This window comes from Brevibacterium sp. Lmc1, assembly GCF_057654315.1.
In genome coordinates, this window is sequence record NZ_CM172803.1 from 3,472,853 (window position 1) to 3,495,386 (window position 22,534).

Genomic DNA, 22,534 nt, shown 5'->3' on the forward strand with positions numbered 1-22,534 from the left:
TCCAGATGGTGGGGACGGGCCCGTGGGCCCGGGTGCCGCGGGTGGTGCGGACTGGCCCGCGGGTCCGGGTGCCGCAGGTGGTGCGGATGGTGCGGCACCCGGACTGTGGGTGTGGGGACTATTCGCGGTCGTCGGACTTCTTGCGACGGCTGAGCAGCCAGCCGCCTCCGCCGAGGACGACGATGACCGCTGCCGCGATGCCGATCCAGCCTCCGGCGCCCATTCCGCCGCCGGTGGCTTCCTCTTCGCTGACGGGTTCGACCGAGGAATATCCCCAGTAGCCGACCTGGTTGGCGATGGCACCGCCGTCGCTGGGCTGTTTGGTGAAGTTGTCGAACCGGTCGGAGCGGTAGGCCTCGAGCTGGTTCGGGTACCACAGCGTCACCGAGGGGGCTTCCTCGTAGTGGATGGCCTGGGCCTTCTGCACGAGGTCCTGACGCTTGGCCGGGTCGAGCTCGACGTGCTGAGCCTGATAGAGCTTGTCGAATTCCTTGTTGCACCAGCCGTCTTGGCTGGTGCCGCCGTTGCCGTCGGCGTCGGGGCGCTGACCGCAGGTGTTGATGCTCAGCTGGTAGTCGGGATCGGGATTGATCGACCAGCCGGAGAAGTACATATCGTAGTCGCCCTTGGTGGTGCGTTCGGACACCGTGTCGACGTCAGAGGACTCGTTCTTCAGGTCGATGCCGATGTCCTTCATCCACGGTTTGAGGAACTTCGCGGTGCTCTGTTCGATCGGCGCGTCGGCGTCGGTGAGGAAGCGCAGCTGCAGCTTCTCACCGTCCTTCTCGCGGATGCCGCCGGATCCTTCCTTCCAGCCGGCGTCGTCGAGGAGCTTCTTCGCCTCGGCCACGTCGAATCCGCTGATGACGGAGTTGTCGGACTTGAGTGCCCAGTCCGGGTAGACGGCAGGAATGAAGCTCGTGGCCGGCTGCGCATAGTCCTGCATGACCTGTTTGCGCAGGGTCTCGGTGTCAATGCCGGCGCGGATTGCCTGGCGGACCTTCTTGTCCTTGAGCGCCTCATTGCCGGTGCCGAATTCCTTGCCTTTGGCGTCGGCGACGCCCGGGTTGATGGAGATTCCATTGAAGCGGCGGCCGTTGCCGTCGTTGAGTTCGACGTTGTCCGCGTTCTCCAGCGCCGTGAACTGGTCGGGGCTGAGCCCAGTGATGAAGTCGACTTCGCCGGAGCGGATCGCCTGCACCTGCGCATCTGAGTTCGTGTAGTAGCGGTACTGGATCTCGTCGAGCTTCGGCTTGCCGCGCCAGAAGTTCGGGTTCGCCTTGAGCGTGATCGACTTGTTCGCCTCGTAGCTCTCGAGCTGGAAGGGTCCCGAGCCGACGGACTTCTCATCGTTCTTGAATTCGCCGGGCTTGTCGATCTTCGACCAGACGTGCTCGGGCACGACGGGGATCTCTTGGCCGGGGTTGTTCGCCTGCGGCTTCTTCAGAGTGATCTTGACGGTGCCGTCGTCGGGGGCCTCGACCTTGTCGAAGTTTTCGACGAGGCTGCCGTTGGCCACCGCCATCTCTTCCTTCTCCATCATCTGGTTGTAGGTCCAGGCGACGTCTTTCGAGGTCAGCGGTTCACCGTCGGACCATTTCATGTCCGGACGGATCGTGTAGGTCCAGACCTTGCCCTCGGAGTCCGTGTTCCATTCGGTGGCGAGCCCCTCGGTGATCGAACCGTCCTTGGCGTCGTTGGCCACGAGGTTCTCGTACATGTACCGGAAGGTGTTCGTCGGCACGAGGTAGAAGGACGTGAACGGGTTGAAGGAGTCGATGAAACCGTCGGTGGCGATCCGCAGCACGTTCTCGGAGGCCGGAGCCTCCGAGGTGGCGGCCTGCGCCGGGGAGGCGGCCATCGATCCGGCAAGGGCGAGTGCTGCGACGCCGGCCAGGCACCGTTGCCAGCCTCTGCGCAGTGAGTGTGAAGTGAACATCTTCGTCTTTCTTCTCGTGCGGTGATTCACTTGTCCTCCCCCGACCCGGGTGAATCGGAGTGTTCTCCCGGGTCAGAGCAGATGTGTTCTCCATCACTCTACGTTCGAAGTGACGTGAAAACGGCACAACAACACACAAATATGCCAGCCGGTCACTGTGCAGATGCCACAGGCGGTTCGAAATCAGCTGCCGTGGGCAAGAGGTTCGGCAGCGGTTTCGCGATCGTCCGGGTTCAGCGCACGTCCGTCCGGGCTCAGCCCGCGGCTCGCCGGGTTCGGCCGGCGGCTCGCCGGGCTCAGCGGGCGCAGCTCGGTCTCGCCCGCCTCGGCGAGGATTTCAGCGATCGTCTGCCCGCGGCGGATGAGGCTGAACTCGATGCCGCCGTCAGGAGCAATGCGGTAGCCGAAGATCGGCACCCGCGGGAGCAGGTTGTAGGAGAACGGATTCGAGAAGTAATAGGCACCTGTCTCGGGCACGGCGACGAGGTCACCCGCGTCGAGACGCGGCAGCATCCGATCCCGGGCCAGGAGGTCGCCGGAGAAGCAGGCGGGTCCGGCGACGTCGGTCGGGACGACCTCGGTGTCGGCCTCTTCGGCGGTCTTGGGGTTCCCGTCCGAGGTGAACGGCAGGATCCGCAGGGGCCAGTCGTTCGGGGCATAAGCGGTGCGGGTGGCGACCTGGACGCCGGCCTGGGTCATGACGATGCGGCGCCCGCCGGTGGTCTTCGCGTATTCGACGCGGGTGAGGATGGTGCCGACCTTTGCGAGGAGGGCGCGGCCGAATTCGGTGACGATGTCGAAGCCGAACAGGCCCGGCACCTCCTCCTCGAGCACCGAGCGGTAGTCGGCGAAGGTCGGGGTGATGTCCTCACCGTCGAAGTTCACCGACAGTCCCCCGCCGATGTCGATGCGCGTGATCCGCCTGGTCGAGGCACGGGAGTTGATCTCCTCGGCGAGGTCGACGGCGGCGCGGATTCCGACGGCTGCTTTGTCGAGGGTGATGCCCTGCGAGCCGGAGTGGACGTGGATCTGGCTCAGCCATGGGCGAGCGAGGTAGGCCTCGATGAGGGCCTCGCGGGCACCCGGGTCGGCGAGGCCGATACCGAATTTCGAGGTTTCGGTGGCGGTGCTCAAGGCGCCGATCGCGCCCGTGCCCGACTGCGGATTGATGCGGATTCCGATCTTCGCCGAGGCGGGCGCGGCGTCTGTGACGGCCGTGCTGTTCCGATCCGCCAGGATCGTGTCGAGGCGGGAGAGTTCGTCGAAGTTGTCGACATTGATCGAGACGCCGAGGTCGACGGCCCGGCACAGTTCGGCCCAGGTCTTGGCCGGGGAGTCGAAGACGATGCGGTCGGGTGCGAACCCGGCCGAGAGGGCGAGTTCGAGTTCGCCGGGGCTGGCGACCTCGCAGCCGGCTCCCACCTCGGCGAACCGGCGCAGCAACGACGGCAGCGGCACCGCCTTGCACGCCACTGCGTGGAGCACCTCGCGATCTGATGCGAATGCCGAGGTCAGCCGGTCGAAGGCGGTGTCGACCCAATCAAGATCCATGAGTCCGAGCACAGCCGCCTCATCGGTCAGCGCCGGGACGGAGTCCGATTGCGCGGGTGCGGCATCCGGCTGCGCAGGAGCCGAATCCGACGGTGCGGAGGCGTGTGCCGACTGTGCCGGATCGGCTGAGCGGTGAGGCGACACACTGTTCTCTGCGATCATTCGGATTGCTCGGGCGCGACGGTTCGGAATCGCATGGTGGTGACTGGGCATAACGTCCTTTGTTCGAGATCTGTTGTCACTTTAGGACGGCTGACCTCGAAGAACGCACGATAATTCGCCAATGTTCGCGGGGGCTGATTGTAGGTTTCTCACGACCGGTCGTGAGCGAGCACGGAGAGTTCGAGCCAGAGCCGCTCGGCCGGTTCCGCCGTTGAGAGTCCGGTGATCTCCTCGATGCGGCCGAGGCGATGCCGCAGCGAATTCGTGTGCACATGAAGTCGGCGGGAGGCCTCGGCCGAGTTGCCGACCGTGGCGAAGTAGACGCGCAGGGTCTCGAGCAGGCTGCCGTTGTGCTGAGAGTCGTGAGCCGCCAGTGCCTGTGCCGGACCGAGTACTCCTGCGCCCGCCTGAGCCCGCTGGCCGGTGGGTGCTCGTCCGTCGGCCGGTCCGGGCCCTCCGCCGATCACGCGCTCATCTGCGGCCAGCAGCGTATCGGCGACCTGCAGACCCACGACCCTCGCTGCCACGTCGCGGATGGTCGCCCCGACGATTCGGCCGTGAGTACTCGGACTTGCGCGCGTACCCGAGTTCTTCTGTGGGGTCGGGTCCACGTCCTCGTCGTCCGCGCCAGGCCCCGCCTCAGTGACAGCCTGCACGGCGTCGACGACGTATGCGGCTTCGGTCCACGACCGGTGCACGGCATCGAGGCGGTCGACCGGGGTGCCGACTCCGAAGCACAGGGTCTCCGACTTCGGCAGGGACCTGCGCAGAGCGGCGATGACGTGATCGCGCACCTGTTCGGCGTTCATCGGCTCGCTCATCTGCACCAATGCCGCGAGGTGGACCCGCTCCCCGGTTCCGGATCGACCCATGCTGACATCTGCCGGGCCGACAGGGACAGAACTATGTCCGGCGTGTACGGCACCGGCAGAGCTCACGTGCGCGAGCACGGCATCGGCAAAGGCAGCCCGCAGATGGAACCGCAGGACGGGCTCTCGGTCGGGGGCCACCTCGGTGAAGGCAAGGACGCAGAAGCTGCCCGAGAACGGCAGCGACAGCAGGGTCGCCGACGGCCCGAGATCGGCCGAACCGGCGAGGATCCCGCCGAGAGCCTCCCGGCGGATGCGCTTCTCGAACGGTGACCGACGCAGGGTCCGAAGCATCACGGGCAGGGCCGCGCGGGCTGCGTCGCGCAGCACCTCGCGCAGCGGTTCGGGGTCGACCTCGGCCGGGTAGGCCGCCCAGATCGTCCCGATGAGTTCGCCCTCGCTGCGCAGGGCGATGACCGATCGAGCCGGTGATGTGCCTTCGGCGGGACGTTCGACGACATCGGTGGAACGGCGGATCGTGTCGAGGAACCCGGATTCCTCGAGTTCGGCGATCCGCCAGTCGGGAATGGCCCCGGACAGGATCGTCTCGCGACGGATCTCATCGAGTTCGTCGCCGAGGTTCGCATGCGCGAGCACTCGCGAGGCCGGGTCCTCGATCGTGATCGACGCGCCCGTGGTTTCGGCGATGACGGCGGCCAGGGCGCTGAGGTCGTCGACATCAGGCCAGGCCAGGGCGCTCGTCGCCCCCTCGATGAGCTGTCGCAGATGGACGAGGATCTCCGACCACGTCACATGCGGCGATCGTTCGAGGAGGACCGGAGCCCGGCCCGCACTCCCCCGCAGATCGGCCTCGTCACCGAGGTGGCTGTGCGTTCCGGGCGGGACGACGAGAGCGGCGGCTCCCGCATAGTCGGTCAGCACGGAATCGAGCCCGGCAGGGCTGCGCACCGGCTCGGTGACGAGGACGACTGTGCCGTTCAAGGAGCCGTGGTCAGCCGCCTCGGGTGTCGAAGCCGTGCGTGCAGCGGTAAGCGGAGCCGTGCGTGGAGCAGTGAGCGCTGCGGCCGACGGCTCTGTGGAAGCGGCTGGCAGGTCGAAGCCGAATTCGACTCGCGCGACCGCGACGTCGTCGGCCACCTCCGTCAGCGGCAGGAGGAACCCCTCCGTGTCCCGGATCAGGCGGGACAGTCGCGGACTCGCGGTGTCGGTCATGCTCCCACTGTAGTCAACGACCGACAGTGGTCGGGAGGGTCCGCGTCAACGGAACCGGTCGCCTCGGTGGGGTGGGATGAACCGGACGGGTCGGCCGCCTCGGCGGGGTGGGGTTGAGTCGAATCAGCCAGCCGCCTCGACGGGGGCAGATCATTCCGGGGAGAAGAATTTGAACTGGAGGGCGCGGACGACGAGCTGGGCGAGATTGCGCGCCCCCAGCTTGAGACGCAGGTTGCGGGCGTGCGACTTCATGGTGGACATGGCCACCGATTGGTCGGCGGCGATCTCCTCGTAGCTGTGGCCCTGGCAGAGCAGGGTGAGCAGCTCCATCTCGCGGGCGGTCAGCTGCGGTGCCGAGTCGGGGGCGTCGGGCAGGGGATCTCCGCTGATGACGATGTCCTCGGCCAACCCTCTGAGCAGTTCGGGGCTCTCCCCCGCCGAGGCGGCCCGCACGATCGAGACGAGTTCCCTCTCCCCGGCCGTCTTGTTGATCACGGCGAGTGCGCCGGCTTCGAGCCCGCGAGCGATTCCCGGACCAGGCGATACGGTCGTCAGGAGCACAACACGGGCTTCGGGGTCGAGGTCCATGATCGCCGCCGTCGCATCGACGCCGCTCATTCCCGGCGGCATGTTGACGTCCATGAGGACGAGGTCGGGACGCTCGGCGTCGAAAGCGGCGATGGCCTCTTCGCCGGAGTGCACCGGGTCGAGGACATGGAAGGAACCCGCATCATCGAGCGCCGCTGCCACCGCTCGTGTCGTCCACGAATCGTCATCGACGACGAGCACGGAGGTGCGTGCGGCGGAGTCAGAGGTCATGTCGTGGTCGGCCTGCGGCATGGTCGTCTCCGGTCTCACGTGAGGGGCCGCCTCCGAGGTCCGGTGCGGGGCCGCGGTGGTGTGCGCGGCCGTGTGGGAGTGCGACGTCATCAGGCGTCGACCTTGTCCCGGCCGCCCTTCGTGCGGGTGCCATTGCTGTGGCTGCCGCTGCTGTGGCTGCCGTTGCTGAGGCGGTAGGTCTCCTCGCCCGAGAGGTCGGAACCAGCGGTGTCCGTGCCCGTGAGTCGGTCGGGGGCGTCGGTGGCGGCCGACTCAGCAGAGATCGGCAAAGTACCTGTTGCCTCGGCGCTGGTGTCGAAGTCATCATCGACGACGTCGATCATGACCACATTCGAGGAAGACCGCACGGTATGCGATTTCGAGGAAGTCGGCGCGGACGGGGAGACGAAACGGACCGGCAGGGCCACCTCGACGACGGTTCTCCTCCGTTCATCCTCGTCCACCCGGCAGACGCCGCCCACGGCCGTGGCCCGGCGGGACAGCGACCTCGGCGCCTTGGTCAGGGCGGTCGGGGATTCGTTCGTGCTGCGGCAGAGCAGTTCGGCCCGGTCACCGCGCTCACCTCGCATTTCGACGGCGAGGGTGGCGGGGGTGCCCGGAACGGAGTGGCGGATGACATTCGTGGCGAGCTCGAGCATCACGGCCCGGAAATGGTGCGACAAGGTGCCTGTCGCGTGGGGCGGCAACGGGGCGAGCTCGGTGGTCAGCGGAACGGAACCGGCCGCACACCCATCCTCGATCGCGGTCGTCAGCTGCTCCGCCTCGGCGCGGAACCGGACCCGAGAGGTGGCGGAGTCCCCGGAGCAGGCCTCGGTCTCCCACCTGCTCAGGCTCGTCACCAGCTGTCGGAGCCGTTTCGTGGCCTCGGCGTTGACCAGCGCCAACTCGGCGAGGAGACGGTCCGCGGTCTCGGAATCGGTTTCCTTCGCCAGGGTGCGGATGATCGCGGATTCGGTGGTCAGCGAATGCGAGATGGTGTCGTGCATGTCACTGGTGAACCGGGCGCGCATGGCATCGAGTGACTTCTGGTGGTCGACGGCGGCGCGTTCGCGGCGGTCGATCTCACTGCGGATTCGAGCTTCGACGAAGGACGCACACAGGCCGAGGGTCGAGTAGGTCAGCCAGCCGTAGCCGAGGTCGGTGAACCCTTCGAAGCCGGCATCATAGGATCCGAGTCGGGTCGATGCGCCGAGGTAGACGGCCAGTCCGATGGTGCCCAGCGCGAAGCCGATCCAGCGGCGGCGGCTGATCAGGACCGCGGTGGCGAGGATGAGCGCCTCGGGGAACATGTTCTCCAGGTCCGGGTAGAGCATGGAGAACGCGATGCCCAGTCCGGTCGTCGCGATGACGATGCTCAGCGGCAGGAAGCCGGCTAAGACGATGAGTCCGTAGGCGAGGATGAGCAGGCCTGCGTAGCGGGGTTCGGTGATCTCGAACGACCCTGGCACCAGGATCGTCAGCCCCATGATGAGGGCCAGCAGACGGATCGGCAGATCGATGAAGCGAGGCCCCCGAAGGAAGTGCCACACTCGGGCCGGGACGCTCGCTGACGTGCCGGTCGCGCTGTCGATCTCTGAAGTCATGGCCTCTATTGTGCTACAACTGCCTCCCCCGAACTACCTGACGGCGGCCCAGCAACCTCGCGCGAGGTTGCTGGGCCGCCGTCAGGTAGTAATTGGGAGGAGGGTCAGCCGAGGAGTTCGGCGAGGGCTGCCTCGATGACGTCGAAGGCGTCGCCCAGAAGCTCGTCGGAGATCGTCAGCGGCGGCAGGAAGCGCAGGATGTTGCTGAAGGTTCCCGTGGTGAGCACGAGGACGCCGTTCTTCGCGCAGTAGTCCGCGATCTTCTTCACCAGATCCGCGTTCGGCTCGATCGAATCGTGCTCGACGAACTCGGCGGCGATCATGGCACCGCGGCCGCGGATGTCGCCGACCTCGGGGTACTTCGACTGCAGCTTCGTCAGGCGGTCGACGATGATCTCGCCGATGGCCAGGGCGCGCTCGGGCAGCCCGTCCTCTTCGTAAGAGGCGATGGCGCCGAGTGCTGCGGCACAGGCGGCGGGGTTGCCGCCGTAGGTTCCGCCGAGGCGGCCCGGTCCGACCGAGTCCATGATGTCCGCGCGACCGGTCACGGCCGACAGCGGCAGACCGCCCGCGATGCCCTTGGCCGTGGTGATGAGGTCGGGCACGATGCCCTCCCACTCGGAGGCGAACATCTTGCCGGCGCGGGCGAATCCGGCCTGCACCTCGTCGGCGACGAAGACGATGCCCTTCTCGCGGGCGTAGTCGACGAGCGTGGGCAGGAAGCCCTCGGCCGGGACGATGAAGCCGCCCTCACCCTGGATGGGTTCGATGACGATCGCGGCGACGTATTCGGAGCCGATCTGCTTCTCGATCATCGTGATGACGCGCTTGGCTGCGTCCTCACCGCTGATCTTCGTGCCGGCCGCATCGTTGTCGCGGTACGGGTAGGACATGGGTGCGCGGTAGACCTCACCGGCGAAGGGACCGAAGCCGGCCTTGTAGGGTGCTGCCTTCGCAGTCATCGCCATGGTCAGGTTGGTCCGACCGTGGTAAGCGTGGTCGAAGACGACGACGGCGTCGCGACCGGTGTGGGCGCGAGCGATCTTCACAGCGTTCTCGACGGCCTCGGCACCGGAGTTGAGCAGCACGGTGCGCTTCTCGTGGTCACCCGGAGTGAGGCGGTTGAGGGCTTCGGCGACCTCGACGTAGCTCTCGTACGGGTTGACCATGAAGCAGGTGTGGGTGAAGGCCTCGAGCTGGGCCTTCGCGGCCTCGACCACGCGGGGGTTCGCGTTGCCGGCCGTGGTCACGGCGATGCCCGAGCCGAGGTCGATGAGCTGGTTGCCGTCGGCGTCCTTGAGGATGCCGCCGCCGGCCGCGACCACGTAGGCGGGCAGGCTCGAACCGACACCGGTCGCCACGGCTGACTTGCGACGTTCCTCGATCTCACGGGACTTCGGTCCCGGAATCTCGGTGACGATCTTACGTTCCTGCGGCAGAGCTTCGCCGCCAATTTCCAAAGCTGTCATAAGGGGAAGAATAGGGGTTATCGACGCTTTTTGTCACTTACCGTCCGAGGGCTGAGCAGAACCGCCCGCGACGGAGAGACGAACGCGCGGATTCGGGCCAGTTCGGGTACGAAATCCGCAGCCGTTCATCGACCGTCGAATCCCCGAGTCGGACCGCCCACAACGAGGACAGAGGCAGCCCCTGGCCGCACCCAAGATTCGCTGCAATCAGCGGTTCTGACCGCGGGCGTCGACGTCCCTGTTCCGTTCCGGAAGCACGCGCTCGTGCTCGCGCATCGGCACGACGATCGTCTCCTGAGCACCGATGACGCGTTCGCCGTCGCCGATTTCGAAGCTCAGCTGCGCCTCGGGGGCGAGGTTCCGTTTGACTACGGCCAGACCGATCGGTCCGAGCTCCCAGTGCACGGTCACCGAGGTCAGAGTGCCAACTGATCGTTCGGACCCGCGGACCTCGGCAAGCACCTCGGTGCCGGGGTCCGGGGCGATGTGCCCGGACCCGTCGAGATGGACGAAGGTCAGACGCCTGGGCGGCTGACCGAGATTGTGGACGCGTGCCACCGCTTCCTGACCGCGGTAGCAGCCCTTGGCCAGGTGCACGGCCGTGCGCAGCAGGTCGAGTTCGCCGACGAGGGCCTTGTGATCGATTTCATTCCGGCCAGGTCGCCAGGCGGCGATCCGCAGGGCCTCCCAGGCGTCGAAGCCGGCCATGTCGAGGCTGTTCGCCGACAGGCCCTGCAGATCGGAGCGCTTGACGATGCCGATGACGAACGGAGTCTCGAGACCCGGATGGTCGGTTCCGGCGACATCGTGCCCGATGTCGATCTGCGCGTAGGAGGCCGAACCGCTTCCGATGTGCGGCCACGGATCGGACCAGGTCCGGGTGACGGGCAGGGTCTCCGGCAGAGCGGTGATGGCGCCGAAGCACTGATAGTCGTCGCTGAGATCCTCGATCTCAACGCGCATCATGAAGACCATCTTGCGCAGGAAGTCCAGTGTCGCGTCGGTGTTGAGGTCGCTGATCGCCCACAGCGCCTCACCGTCGTCGACGAGCTTCAGCCAGCCTTCGATGCGACCGTTCGGATCGAGCACGAGGGTTTCGGTGGACACTCCGGGGGCCAGGGTGTCGATCTTCTGCGTGGTGATCGAGTTCAGCCAGGTCAGACGGTCGGGTCCGCTCAGACGCAGCACGCGGAGATGAGCGAGGTCGACGAGACCGTCCTTCTCCTCGAGCACGCGCTGCTCTCGCAGAGGAGCTCCGTAGTGGATGGGAGTCTCGGCGAGGTCGCCGGCTCCGAGCACCGCGGTCGAGCTCAGTCCGCGGGCCAGCGACGAGCGCCGAACCGCCTCGGTGGGGGTGTCGGTGTTCTCCGGCGACGGCGAATCGTTGAAGTCAGAATTCGGCGACACGGGATCAGTCATCTTAAGACAGCTTCTTCAATCTGGCAGAGGAGTGGGAGGCGAGTTCGTGGCCCATGGCTGCCATGTCCCAGGCCCACATGAGTTCGCCGCCGACGAGGCCGTACATCCGCGTCGAGGCGGTGTACTCCTTCGCGGTCTTGGTCCTGGCCACCACGTCGGTGGCCAGATCGATGCGCGGTCCTTTGACGGTGCCGGCGTAGAGTTCCATGACTCCGTGCGGGTGGACGATCTCGGCTTCGATCTCGAAGGCGTCGTCGTTCGTGCGCAGGGTTTCGACCGCTGCGGCCGAGGTGAAGGACTGCTGTTCGGTCGGCACCATCATTCCCGGGCCGACGTCGCCGTCGTCGTGCTGACGCACGAGCTGCCAGATTCCGGTCTCGAGAGTCAGGGTCGACTCGAGATCACCGGACTCGCTGAGCAGCCACGCATGCGCGGTGTACTGGAGGAAGGGCGTGCCCTCGTGGGCGACGAAGTCGATGCGCTGGCCGAACTGCTTCTCAGGAGTGTCCGCATAGCCGACGACACCGACGCCTTCCCACGACCCGATCAGCCAGGACAGAGGGACGAGCTCGGGATGGACCGAGGCATCGAGTTCGATCACCATCAGGGATCAGCGGTTGTCTTTGAACAGCGCCGTGACGACCTTGATCCCGACACCCAGGGCACCGAGAGCGGCAATGCCGACGAGGCTGGAGAAGACGATTTCGAGAGCAACAAGATTATCCATGCTCCCAGTCTACAGTTCCTGACAAAGTTATGTGCATTCAGCCCGGGTCAGGAAGCGACGCGTTCGAGTGCGTAGACGACGACTCCGCCGAGCGCGATCGGGGCGGCACCGAGGGCGAGCTGAACGGCGAAGCTCCGGGCCTTCTCGACGTTCTTCTTCACCTCGATGTTCTGTGAGGCCTCGAGGTTGGCGGCCTGGAACTTCGCATAGGCGACGAGCCCGAGCATCCGATCGACCGCTGCCACGAGCAGGCCCATGATGACACCGAGGACGAGCGCCATGGCCAAGGAGATCGCCTGTGCGAACACGAGCACCGACAGGATCCCCGCCACGGCCGTGGACATGGCGATGGCCAACGGCGAGGTGTAGATCGCCGGCCACGGCAGCGCGGTCATACACTGCGCCACGATGAGCGAGGCGAGGCCGATGACGATGGCCTCCTTGTCACCGGGGACGGTGATCGCCGCAACCCAGGTGCTCGCGGACAGGACGATGACGAGACCGGAGACCTGCGCGGACACGTTCGCCACCGCATAGGAGGCACCGATTCCGCGGGTGAGGTTCTGCACGAAGGTCCACAGCAGACCGAGTCCCGCGAGCACGGGCAGCCAGTCGAGGTAGGGAGCCGTTGAGTCCTGCCAGGCGGCGTAGAGTCCACCCACGCCGAAGAGGGCGAGCATGATCGACGTCGCCCGCGGCTGCGGGGAGTCCGTCAGACGCGGCCAGCCATAGGCGACGCCGAAGACGATGAGCCCGGTCGCCAGCAGGAACAGCGTATAGCCCCAGTACACGGAGGCACTGAGGGCCAACACCAGCACCAGGGCGACGGCTACTCGAATCCATCTGATCACAGCACTATCGTGCCTTATCCGGCGACACCCGCGGTAACCACCGGCGGCAGCGCGTCGGAGCTGCCCCGGCCGGGGCCTCGCTATACTCTTCCTCAGACGACGGGCGAGACGACGGGCGCCGAGGAGGTGGATGCAGCACATGCGGATTCTGCACATCTGCCCCACGGCCAGGCTCGACGCCCCGCTCGCTCCCGAATCCCTGCAGTACCTCGGTCACCAGATCGACCGCTGCGCCGCCGAGGACCTGCCCAGCCGCCGGGCCGAATCCGCCGCGGTCGACGTCGTCATCGCCGACGCCTGCCTCGATCTGTCCCTGGCCCCGCGCATCTCCGACCTGCTCGCCGAGGCGCGGATCACCGCCCCCGTCATCGTCGTCCTCGGGGAGGGCGGACTGGCGACCGCCTCGGCGAGATGGAACGTGTCCGACCTCATCCTCACCACTGCCGGCCCCGCCGAGGTGGAAGCGCGGCTGCGCGTGGCCCGTGACCGTCACGCCGCATCCTCGTCAACTCATTCCGGCAGCGGATTCCCCGGCGGATTGCATGCCGGGTCCGGCCGGCTCGGCGCGAAGGGCGACGCCGGGGGCCGGGGACCGGTTCGCACCGGACGCGGCCCCGTCGGCACCGCCCGAGGAGGCGGGCCCGGAACGTCTGGCCGCCTCGGTGACACGGGCGAGGAAATGTGGAATGCCGATGGCGAACCGATGGTCGTCGTCACCGGGGACCTGCGCATCGACGAGACCGCGTTCACCGCCGAGCTCGGCGGACGCAGCCTCGACCTCACCTACCGCGAGTTCGCCCTGCTGAAGTTCTTCGCCATGCACCCCGAACGCGTCTTCACCCGCGACGACATCCTGCTCGCCGTGTGGGGCGACGACTACTTCGGCGGCACCCGCACCGTTGACGTGCATGTTCGCCGCCTCCGTGCGAAACTCGGCAAAGACCTTGAGAACGCCATCCACACCGTGCGCAACGTCGGCTACCGGTTCAGCGCCGACAGCGTCACAGACACAGATTCAGAGGACGTGACGGCATGAGAATCCAGGCCAGCGGAGCAATCACCTCCACCCCGATCGACACCCTCACCGAGGATGAGCTGAAGTTCCTCGATGACGTGGCGGCCACCGATGGCGCCCCCGAGATCTCCGGCGGGCTCATGGCCGTCGCCACCGGTGAGGACACCGCCCACGAGGCGCAGACCGTCTCGAGCGTCTGGCGCGTATTTGCCGACGACGCAGACGGTTCCGGCCCCACCGATGCCGACCCCGCCGGCAAAGACACGACCGGCGAGCTCATCGGGTTCGGAATCCGCGCCCTGCAGGGGGATCGTCACGCCGCCGAGTTCCTCATCGCCCCCGACCATCGTCGTCAGGGCCTCGGCGAACAGCTGCTGAGAACGATCCTCGACGAAGAGCCCGAAGCCTGGTGCTGGTCGCACGGCGACCACCCGGCCGCGGCCCACCTCGCCCAGAAGCACGGCCTCGGCCGCGATCGAGTGCTCTATCAGATGCGCACCGACACCGGTCTGCGCCTCGACGGCCTCCCCGAGACGCAGAGCCCCGACGGGGTCGAGATCCGCTCCTTCGCTCCCGGCGACGAGGACGGCTGGCTGACCGTGAACAACGCCGCCTTCGACTGGCATCCCGAACAGGGCGGCCAGACCCGCGCCGATATCGATGCCGTCGTCACCGCTGCGGACTTCGACCCGACCACCTTCATCATCGCCGCCCGCGATGGCGAGGTCATCGGATTCCACCAGACGAAGATCACGGACACGGATGATGAGGGCCGCCTCGGCGAGGTCTATGTCGTCGGAGTCGATCCGCGCATCCACGCCAAGGGCGTGGGCAAGGCGCTGACGGTCGAGGGAATGCGGCGGATGGTGACCGCCGGCGCCGAGACGATCGAACTCTACGTCGAATCGGACAACGCCCCGGCGCTAGGCTTGTACGAGCGACTGGGTTTCCATGTCGCGGTCGCGCACGTGGCCTATGCACCGGCCTCCGCAAAGGTCACCGGCACTGATTCTGCGAGCACGGCGTCGACGGACGAGAAGGAGTAGAGCGTTGTACGACATCGCGGCTTCGGGTAAGGAGCTGGGACTGCCCGACCCGGCTGATCGCTTCCTCGATCGTGAACTCAGCTGGCTGGCCTTCAACGAACGCGTCCTCGATCTCGCCTCGGATCCGGAGATCCCGCTGCTCGAACGCGTCCGATTCCTCTCGATCTTCGCGACCAACCTCGACGAGTTCTTCATGGTCCGCGTCGCCGGTCTCAAACGCCGCATCAACACCGGTCTCGCCGTGCCCAGCGTCACCGGCCGCATGCCCGCGCAGGTCATGCACGATATCGGGGTGCGCGCATTCGAGCTGATGAGCCGGCATGCCGCCCTGCTCAAGGACGATATCGGTCCCCGCCTCGACGCGGAATCGATCACGAAGGTCCAGGTCGAGGACCTCACCGAGGATGAGCGGCACCGTGTCGACGAATTCTTCTTCGGCCACGTCTACCCCGTCCTCACCCCGCTGGCCGTCGATCCGGCCCACCCGTTCCCGTATATCTCGGGTCTCTCGCTCAACCTCGGCGTGCTCCTGCGGTCGCCGGAGACGGGCAAGGAGTTCTTCGCCCGCGTCAAGGTTCCCCCGCGCCTGCCGCGGTTCTTCAATGTCGCCGAGGCGACCGACCGCCCCGCCGGGCGCGACGTCCCGGCCCGCTTCGTCGCCCTCGAGGACATCATCGCCGAACACCTCGGGACCCTGTTCGACGGTATGGAGATCGTCCACCATTCGACCTTCCGCGTGACCCGCAATGAGGACCTCGAGGTCGAAGAGGACGATGCGGAGAACCTCCTCAAGGCTCTGGAGAAGGAGCTGCTGCGCAGGCGTTTCGGTCCGGCCGTGCGGATGGAGATCACAGAGAACATCCACCCCCGCGTCCTCGAGATGCTCAAGGACGAACTGGGCATCCACGACTCGGAGATCTACCACCTGCCGAGCCCGCTGGACCTGTCCGGCATGTCCGATATCGCCGATGTGCCACGCGATGACCTGCACTATCCGAAGATGGTTCCACAGATGAACAAGGACCTGTCGCTGCGGGAATCCAGCGACCAGGTCGACGTCTTCGACGCGGTGGCCAGCCGGGACATCCTCCTGCACCACCCCTACGATTCGTTCTCCACGAGCGTGCAGGCTTTCCTCGAACAGGCGGCGTCGGACAAGAACGTGCTCGCAATCAAGCAGACGCTCTACCGCACCTCCGGGGATTCGCCGATCATCGACGCCCTCGTCGATGCCGCACAGGCCGGCATCCAGGTGCTCGCCGTCGTCGAGATCAAGGCCCGGTTCGACGAGGAGGCCAACATCACCTGGGCCCGCAAGCTCGAGCGCGCCGGCGTCCATGTCGTCTACGGAATCGTCGGGCTCAAGACCCATGCGAAGCTCTCCCTCGTCGTCCGTCAGGAGGCTGACGGGCTGGCCCGGTACTGTCACGTCGGCACCGGCAACTACCACCCGAAGACCGCCCGCGGCTATGAGGACTTCGGGCTGCTGACACGTGATCGGGCCGTCGCCGATGATCTGACGAAGCTGTTCAACCAGCTCTCCGGCTATGCGCCGAAGTCCGAATATTCACGGTTCCTCGTCGCCCCCAGCAATGTGCGCACCGGACTCATCGACCTCATCGACTCCGAGATCGCGATCGCACAGTCCGGCGGAGCGGGGCAGGTGCGGATCAAGGTCAACTCGATCGTCGACGAAGCCATCATCGACGCCCTCTACCGGGCATCCCAGGCCGGGGTCGCCGTCGAAGTCTTCGTCCGCGGAATCTGCGCTCTGCGCCCGGGCATCGAAGGTCTGAGCGAGAACATCACCGTGCGTTCCGTGCTCGGACGCTTCCTCGAACACTCCCGCGCCTTCGTCTTCGGCAACAACGGCGACCCGATCGTCTACATCGGTTCGGCAGATATGATGCACCGCAACCTCGACCGTCGAGTCGAAGCGCTCGTGCAGATCGTCGATGACGGTCACCGGGCGGAGATCATCGAACTCTTCGATCTCGTCTTCGCCCCGACCACCTCGGCATTCGATCTGTCCGGTGACGGCAGATGGACCCGGCGGACTCACGACGACGAGGGCAGCATCCTCGCCGACTATCAGACGGAGCTCATCCGTCGGCACCGGAAGCGTCGGCGAATCGGGGATGAGGCGTGAGCCGGTCCGAGGTCGCCTCGGCACAGGCGTCATCGCGCGTCACCGCCGATGTCCTTGCCGCCGGGGCGGTCTGCTGGAGATACGGTTCGAAAGGCCTCGAGGTGGTGCTCATCCACCGCCCGAAGTACAACGACTGGTCGTGGCCCAAGGGCAAGGTCGATCCGGGTGAGACCCTGCCGGAGGCTGCGATCCGCGAGGTCAAGGAGGAGACGGGGTTCGACATCCACCTCGGCATCCCCTTGCCGTCGGCCGAGTACACGGTCGGCAAGAACACGCTGAAGAAGGTGTTCTACTGGTCGGCCGAGGTCAAGGACGAAGCGGACTTCGCCCCGGTGAACAAGCGAGAGGTCGACACCGCCGGCTGGTTCCCTGTCGACAAGGCCCGGTCGAAGCTGACGTCCTTCGCGGACCGGGAACAGCTCGACGCGCTGGAGAAGTTCGCTGAGACGGACGCACTGCGGGCGTGGCCGCTCATCCTCGTCCGCCACGGGAAGGCGTTCCCACGTGCGAAGTGGTACGAGACAGAGCATGTGCGGCCTCTGCTCAAGCTCGGCACCCGACAGGCCATGGCATTGACCGGGCTGCTGGGAGCCTGGGGCGTGCGCAAGCTCGTCTCGAGTCCGTGGAAGCGCTGCATGGCGACGCTGACTCCGCTGTCGGCGGCGACGGGCAAGTCGATCAAGAAGGTGTCGACGCTCAGCGAGAAGGCCACCGCTGCGAACCCGGACAAGACCGCCCGCTATATCGAGAAGCTGCTGGCGAAGGGCAAACCAGTCATCTACTGCACGCACCGGCCGGTGCTGCCGACGATCTTCTCCGTCTACGCGGCTCATGCCCCGAAACGGGTAGAGGCGAAGCTGCCGAAGGACGATCCGTACCTCAAGCCCGGTGAGGTCCTCATCGCCTATGTGCGCCCCGGTCCGGTGCCGCGCATCGTCGAGATCGAACGCGTCCGCCCCATCGACAGCTGACCGAGGCGCACGACCCGCCAGCGAGCCGATTCTCAAGGTCGAGCATGCGTACTGGGCGGCCCGCCTCGGCGAACTTACACACGTACGGAACGGGCCGCCTCGGCGAGCGAATGCCGGTCCCGACAATGATCCTTTCATGAAACCGACGAAGTCTGTGATCGAGCACTCACAGCGGTTCCAACCCTTCGCCCCTCATTCACCTTCCATTCACGTTTCAACTCCTTGCACTTCACGCGTGATCCTTAGCGTGGATGACGAGCAATCGAGAACTCTCGAGCTGTGTCCACAAACATGAAAGGCATCTTCGTGAAGATGAAGCATCTCGCCCCCTCCGCTGCGATCCTCGCGGTCGGCGCCATCACCCTCTCGGCTTGCGGTGGCGGACAGTCCGCCACCGGCGAAGAGGCATCCGGCGGCAGCAGTGACCTGCAGGGCACCCTGACCGGCATCGGCGCCTCCTCGCAGAAGGCCGCGATGGATGCCTGGACAGCGGACTTCACCTCGCAGAACTCCGGCGTGACCGTCAACTACTCCCCCGACGGATCGGGTGCCGGCCGTGAACAGTTCCTCGCCGGCAACGCGCAGTTCGCCGGATCCGACGCCCACCTCGACGATGACGAGGTCAAGGCCGGAAAGGAAGCCTGCGGCGCCGACGGAGCCTACGAGTTCCCCGTCTACATCTCCCCCATCGCCGTGACCTTCAACGTCAAGGGCGTCGACGAGCTCAACCTCTCCCCCGAAACGATCGCGAAGATCTTCAAGGGCGACATCACCAACTGGAACGACAAGGCCATCAAGGCCGACAACCCGGATGCCGAGCTTCCGGACCTCAAGATCACCGCCGTTCACCGCGCCGATGACTCGGGCACCACCGAGAACTTCGCCGAGTACCTCAAGGCCACCGCCGAGAAGGACTGGGACGCCGAGGTCGACGGCAACTTCCCGAAGGAGTACGGCGGCGAGGCCGCTCAGGGCACCGACGGTGTCATCCAGACCGTCTCCGACACCGACGGAGCCATCGGCTACGCGGATGCCTCGGCCGTCGGTGAGCTCTCCACCGCCAAGGTCAAGGTCGGCGACGAGTTCGTCGAGCTCTCCCCGGAAGCCGCGACCAAGGTCGTCGACGCATCCGAGAAGGTCGAAGGCCGCAGCGAAGGCGACCTCGCCTTCGACCTGGCCCGCGACACCACCGAGTCCGGCGCCTACCCGATCGTGCTCGTCTCCTACCACCTCGTCTGCTCGTCCTACAAGGACCAGGAGACCGTGGACATGGTCAAGGCATGGGAGAAGTTCGTGGTCTCGGAAGAGGGACAGAAGTCCGCTGCCGATTCCGCCGGGTCCGCACCGCTGTCGGACGACCTGCGCAAGCAGATCGAAGAAGTCATCGACTCGATCAAGGTCGAAGGCTGATTTCAGTCTCTGACCTGGAGATATAGCCAGTCGGGAGCGGCGCAGAAGCCCTGCGCCGCTTTTCCGCGCCTGTGGAACCACCCCGGTTTCACCACAAGTCACATGAGGAGTACTTGTGCCGATCAGCACACAGACCACTGAGTCAGGCCCCACAGGGCCCGGCTCCACGCCCGAATCCGGGCAGAAGCCGCCGCAGAGTCCGGCAACTCGGCAGCAGAAGGCCGTCGTCCGACCCGGCGACCGCATCTTCTCGGCCGCCACGCTCATCGCCGGCATCCTGATCCTGGTGATCCTCGCCGGAGTCGCCCTGTTCCTTCTCGCACAGTCGAAGGACACCATCACCGCGCAGATCAGCGACCCCTCCCAGATCACCGGCGGCAAGGGCTTCTTCTCCTACGTCTGGCCGCTGGTCATCGGCACGCTCATCTCCGCGGCCATCGCACTGATCGTCGCGACTCCCTTCTCGCTGGGCATCGCGCTGTTCACCACCCACATGGCCCCGCGCAAGCTCGCTCCGGTGCTCGGCTACGTCATCGACCTGCTCGCCGCCATCCCCTCGGTCGTCTACGGCCTGTGGGGCATCGCTCTGGCCGGCAACCTCACCGGCTTCTACCTGTGGCTGTCGAAGTGGTTCGGCTGGATTCCGATCTTCGCTCCGGCCGCCGACGGCTCCGTGTCGCAGACGGGCCGCACACTGCTCACCGCCTCGCTCGTGCTCTCGATCATGATCCTGCCGATCATCACCTCGCTGACCCGCGAGATCTTCCTCCAGACCCCGCGCCTGCAGGAAGAGGCGGCGCTGGCGCTCGGCGCCACCCGCTGGGAGATGATCCGCATGGCCGTGCTGCCGTTCGGCAAGTCGGGAATCGTCTCGGCCACGATGCTCGGCCTCGGCCGCGCCCTCGGTGAGACCATGGCCGTGGCCATGATCCTCTCGCCCGGCGTCCTCACCGCCTCGCTCGTCGTCAGCGGCAACCAGACCATCGCCTCCGAGATCGCGCAGAACTTCCCCGAGGCCGCGGGACTGCGCCTGTCCGAGCTCATCACCGTCGGCCTCGTGCTCTTCGTCATCACCCTGCTGGTGAACATGGGAGCCCGCGCCATCGTCGCCCGCACCTCGGTGAAGGGAAGTTGAGACCAATGACCACCATGAACACCACCACCGAGGCGGCCGTGTCGAAACCGGCGAAGCTCACCTCCAAACAGCTCCCGAAGGCCACCCCGTGGATCGTCGCCGTCGCCTCGATCCTCGTGGCGATCGTCATCAGCTTCATCGCCTTCGGCGGCTTCAACATCCCCGTCGTGGCCGTCCTCGCCGGCCTCATCAACGCGATCGCCGTGTTCGCGGTCTCCGCGTCCTACGAAGGCCGCCGCAAGGCCGTCGACCGGATCGCGACCACCATCGTCACCTCGACGTTCGTCCTCGCATGCGTTCCCCTCATCTCGCTGCTGTGGCTGACCGTGTCCAAGGGCGGGGCCGCCATCAGCGGTGACCTGCTCACCCGCACCATGCTCGGCATGAAGGGCGTCCTCGATCAGCAGTACGTCGCCGGTGAGGCCACTCTGGCCGGCGGCTTCTACCACGCCATCGTCGGCACCGTGCTCATCACACTCGCCGCCTGCGTGATCTCGATTCCGATCGGCGTCCTCACCGCCATCTACCTCGTCGAATACTCGAACAAGAACCGCCTGGGCAAGGCGATCACCTTCCTCGTCGACGTGATGACCGGTATTCCCTCGATCGTCGCCGGTCTCTTCGCCTTCGCACTGTTCTCCACGATTGCCAACGTGCTCCTGCCCGGCGCGGCCGGAATCGCGAAGACCGGCTTCACCGCGGCCGTGGCGCTGTCGGTGCTGATGATCCCGATCGTCGTGCGCAATACGGAGGAGATCCTCCGCTTGGTGCCGATGGACCTGCGCGAGGCTTCCTACGCACTCGGCGTGCCGAAGTGGAAGACGATCGTGAAGATCGTTCTGCCCACCTCGGTGTCGGGAATCCTCTCCGGTGTCACCATCGCCATCGCCCGCGTCATCGGTGAGACGGCACCCATCATGGTCACCGCCGGGTTCGCCAAGACGCTCAACTGGAACCTCTTCTCCGGTTGGATGTCGACGCTGCCGACGTTCATCTACGACTCGCAGCTGCGCCCGGTCTCGCCGGGAGCCGCCGCCCTGGCCAGCTCGGAACGCGCCTGGGCCGCAGCCCTTGTGCTCGTCGCCCTCGTCATGGTGCTCAACCTGCTCGCCCGCATCATCGCGAAGGTGCTCGCACCGAAGGCCGGACGCTGACCGGCGACTGCCCACAGACCTCCAGACTCACCCATTTCCACGGATAGGAAACACAATGTCCAAGCAGATCGACATCAAGGATCTCGACATCTTCTACGGCGACTTCCGCGCCGTCGACGGAGTGCAGATGCAGATCAAGCCGCGCTCCGTCACCGCCTTCATCGGGCCCTCCGGCTGCGGCAAGTCCACGGTGCTGCGCACGCTGAACCGCATGCACGAAGTCATCCCCGGCGCCAGCGTCTCCGGTGAGGTCCTCATGGACGGCAATGACATCTACGGCGCCGGCGTCGACCCGGTCAACGTCCGCCGCGAGGTGGGCATGGTCTTCCAGCGGGCGAACCCGTTCCCGACGATGAGCATCAAGGAGAACGTGCTCGCCGGTGTGCGCCTGAACAACAAGCGCCTGTCGAAGACCGAGGCCGACGATCTCACCGAACGTGCCCTGCGCGGCGCGAACCTCTGGAACGAGGTCAAGGACCGCCTCAACCTGCCCGGTTCGGGTCTCTCCGGCGGTCAGCAGCAGCGTCTGTGCATCGCCCGCGCAATCGCCGTCGAACCCGAGGTCCTGCTCATGGACGAGCCGTGCTCGGCTCTCGACCCGATTTCGACCCTGGCGATCGAGGACCTCATCAACGACCTCAAGGACAAGTACACGGTCGTCATCGTCACGCACAACATGCAGCAGGCCGCTCGTGTGTCCGACAAGACCGCGTTCTTCAACATCGCCGGCACCGGCAAGCCCGGAAAGCTCATCGAGTTCAACGAGACCTCGACGATCTTCTCGAACCCGGACACGGAAGAGACCGAGAACTACATCTCCGGTCGCTTCGGATGATTTGAAGGCTCGCCCAAACGGCGGGCGCCCCTCGGGGCGGGTGCCGTCTCGGCGGCGCATGCCTCTATAATCGGCGGCGCATGCCTCTATAAGTGGTCGTTCTGGTCACGCTCTGCTCAGCGGAACGTGACCAGAACGACCACTTTGCGTTGGCAGGTCCGCCGGACGCGACTTCGGGCGGTAGGGCACTCGCGCAGAGTCGCCTCGGGGATCGCGCAGGGCGCTGGCAGGTCGGT

Annotated in this window: 17 protein-coding genes; 8 read left to right on the forward strand and 9 right to left on the reverse strand. The window is 66.1% G+C overall.

All coding sequences use genetic code 11. The annotated features are described in order from the left end of the window. Positions 1–118: 118 nt before the first annotated feature. The 9 genes from AC239G_RS15555 to AC239G_RS15595 form a co-directional block, all read right to left on the reverse strand. Positions 119–1,939 carry an ABC transporter substrate-binding protein gene (locus tag AC239G_RS15555; RefSeq protein ID WP_139468098.1) on the reverse strand — a complete coding sequence of 607 codons (1,821 nt, stop codon included), beginning with the start codon at positions 1,937–1,939 and terminating at the stop codon, positions 119–121. Positions 1,940–2,122: 183 nt separating this feature from the next. Next, complete coding sequence (locus AC239G_RS15560; protein ID WP_248283902.1) at positions 2,123–3,652, reverse strand: type III PLP-dependent enzyme domain-containing protein; 1,530 nt, start codon at positions 3,650–3,652, stop codon at positions 2,123–2,125. A 149-nt stretch (positions 3,653–3,801) separates the two neighbouring features. Beyond that, on the reverse strand, positions 3,802–5,694 hold the full coding sequence (locus AC239G_RS15565) for a PucR family transcriptional regulator (RefSeq protein WP_139468096.1): 1,893 nt from the start codon (positions 5,692–5,694) through the stop codon (positions 3,802–3,804). Positions 5,695–5,844: 150 nt separating this feature from the next. After that, a complete protein-coding gene (locus tag AC239G_RS15570; protein ID WP_229663972.1) occupies positions 5,845–6,624 on the reverse strand; it encodes a response regulator transcription factor in 780 nt (259 codons plus the stop codon). Further along, complete coding sequence (locus tag AC239G_RS15575; protein ID WP_139468095.1) at positions 6,624–8,117, reverse strand: sensor histidine kinase; 1,494 nt, start codon at positions 8,115–8,117, stop codon at positions 6,624–6,626. Before AC239G_RS15575 ends, AC239G_RS15570 begins: the two co-directional genes overlap by 1 nt. Positions 8,118–8,221: 104 nt before the next feature. Continuing rightward, positions 8,222–9,586: a 4-aminobutyrate--2-oxoglutarate transaminase gene (gene gabT, locus AC239G_RS15580; RefSeq protein ID WP_487489226.1), complete on the reverse strand. Its 1,365-nt coding sequence runs from the start codon at positions 9,584–9,586 to the stop codon at positions 8,222–8,224. Positions 9,587–9,793: 207 nt separating this feature from the next. After that, positions 9,794–11,005 carry a CAF17-like 4Fe-4S cluster assembly/insertion protein YgfZ gene (gene ygfZ / locus AC239G_RS15585; RefSeq protein ID WP_139468094.1) on the reverse strand — a complete coding sequence of 404 codons (1,212 nt, stop codon included), beginning with the start codon at positions 11,003–11,005 and terminating at the stop codon, positions 9,794–9,796. Between the two features lies 1 nt (position 11,006). Further along, positions 11,007–11,609, reverse strand: a complete 603-nt coding sequence (locus tag AC239G_RS15590) for a heme-binding beta-barrel domain-containing protein (protein WP_180345572.1) — start codon at positions 11,607–11,609, stop codon at positions 11,007–11,009. 170 nt (positions 11,610–11,779) lie between these two features. Continuing rightward, entirely contained in the window at positions 11,780–12,583 is an 804-nt protein-coding gene (locus tag AC239G_RS15595; RefSeq protein ID WP_229663971.1) for an ammonia permease, read from the reverse strand. A 130-nt stretch (positions 12,584–12,713) separates the two neighbouring features. On the opposite strand from AC239G_RS15595, the gene AC239G_RS15600 reads away from it, so the two are divergent. The 8 genes from AC239G_RS15600 to pstB all read left to right on the forward strand — a co-directional run bounded on the left by AC239G_RS15600 (position 12,714) and on the right by pstB (position 22,298). After that, positions 12,714–13,619, forward strand: a complete 906-nt coding sequence (locus tag AC239G_RS15600) for a winged helix-turn-helix domain-containing protein (RefSeq protein ID WP_229663970.1) — start codon at positions 12,714–12,716, stop codon at positions 13,617–13,619. Then, positions 13,616–14,644, forward strand: a complete 1,029-nt coding sequence (gene mshD / locus AC239G_RS15605; protein ID WP_139468093.1) for a mycothiol synthase — start codon at positions 13,616–13,618, stop codon at positions 14,642–14,644. Before AC239G_RS15600 ends, mshD begins: the two co-directional genes overlap by 4 nt. A gap of 4 nt (positions 14,645–14,648) precedes the next feature. After that, positions 14,649–16,793, forward strand: a complete 2,145-nt coding sequence (locus AC239G_RS15610) for an RNA degradosome polyphosphate kinase (RefSeq protein ID WP_229663969.1) — start codon at positions 14,649–14,651, stop codon at positions 16,791–16,793. Continuing rightward, a complete protein-coding gene (locus AC239G_RS15615; protein ID WP_139468091.1) occupies positions 16,790–17,764 on the forward strand; it encodes an NUDIX hydrolase in 975 nt (324 codons plus the stop codon). The genes AC239G_RS15610 and AC239G_RS15615 overlap by 4 nt, the downstream gene beginning before the upstream one ends. Positions 17,765–18,070: 306 nt before the next feature. Continuing rightward, complete coding sequence (gene pstS / locus AC239G_RS15620) at positions 18,071–19,174, forward strand: phosphate ABC transporter substrate-binding protein PstS (protein ID WP_139468277.1); 1,104 nt, start codon at positions 18,071–18,073, stop codon at positions 19,172–19,174. Positions 19,175–19,418: 244 nt separating this feature from the next. After that, positions 19,419–20,309, forward strand: a complete 891-nt coding sequence (pstC, locus tag AC239G_RS15625) for a phosphate ABC transporter permease subunit PstC (protein WP_101544086.1) — start codon at positions 19,419–19,421, stop codon at positions 20,307–20,309. 14 nt (positions 20,310–20,323) lie between these two features. Further along, a complete protein-coding gene (pstA, locus tag AC239G_RS15630) occupies positions 20,324–21,463 on the forward strand; it encodes a phosphate ABC transporter permease PstA (RefSeq protein ID WP_139468090.1) in 1,140 nt (379 codons plus the stop codon). A gap of 55 nt (positions 21,464–21,518) precedes the next feature. Further along, positions 21,519–22,298 carry a phosphate ABC transporter ATP-binding protein PstB gene (pstB, locus tag AC239G_RS15635; RefSeq protein WP_139468089.1) on the forward strand — a complete coding sequence of 260 codons (780 nt, stop codon included), beginning with the start codon at positions 21,519–21,521 and terminating at the stop codon, positions 22,296–22,298. The last annotated feature ends 236 nt before the right edge of the window (positions 22,299–22,534 follow it).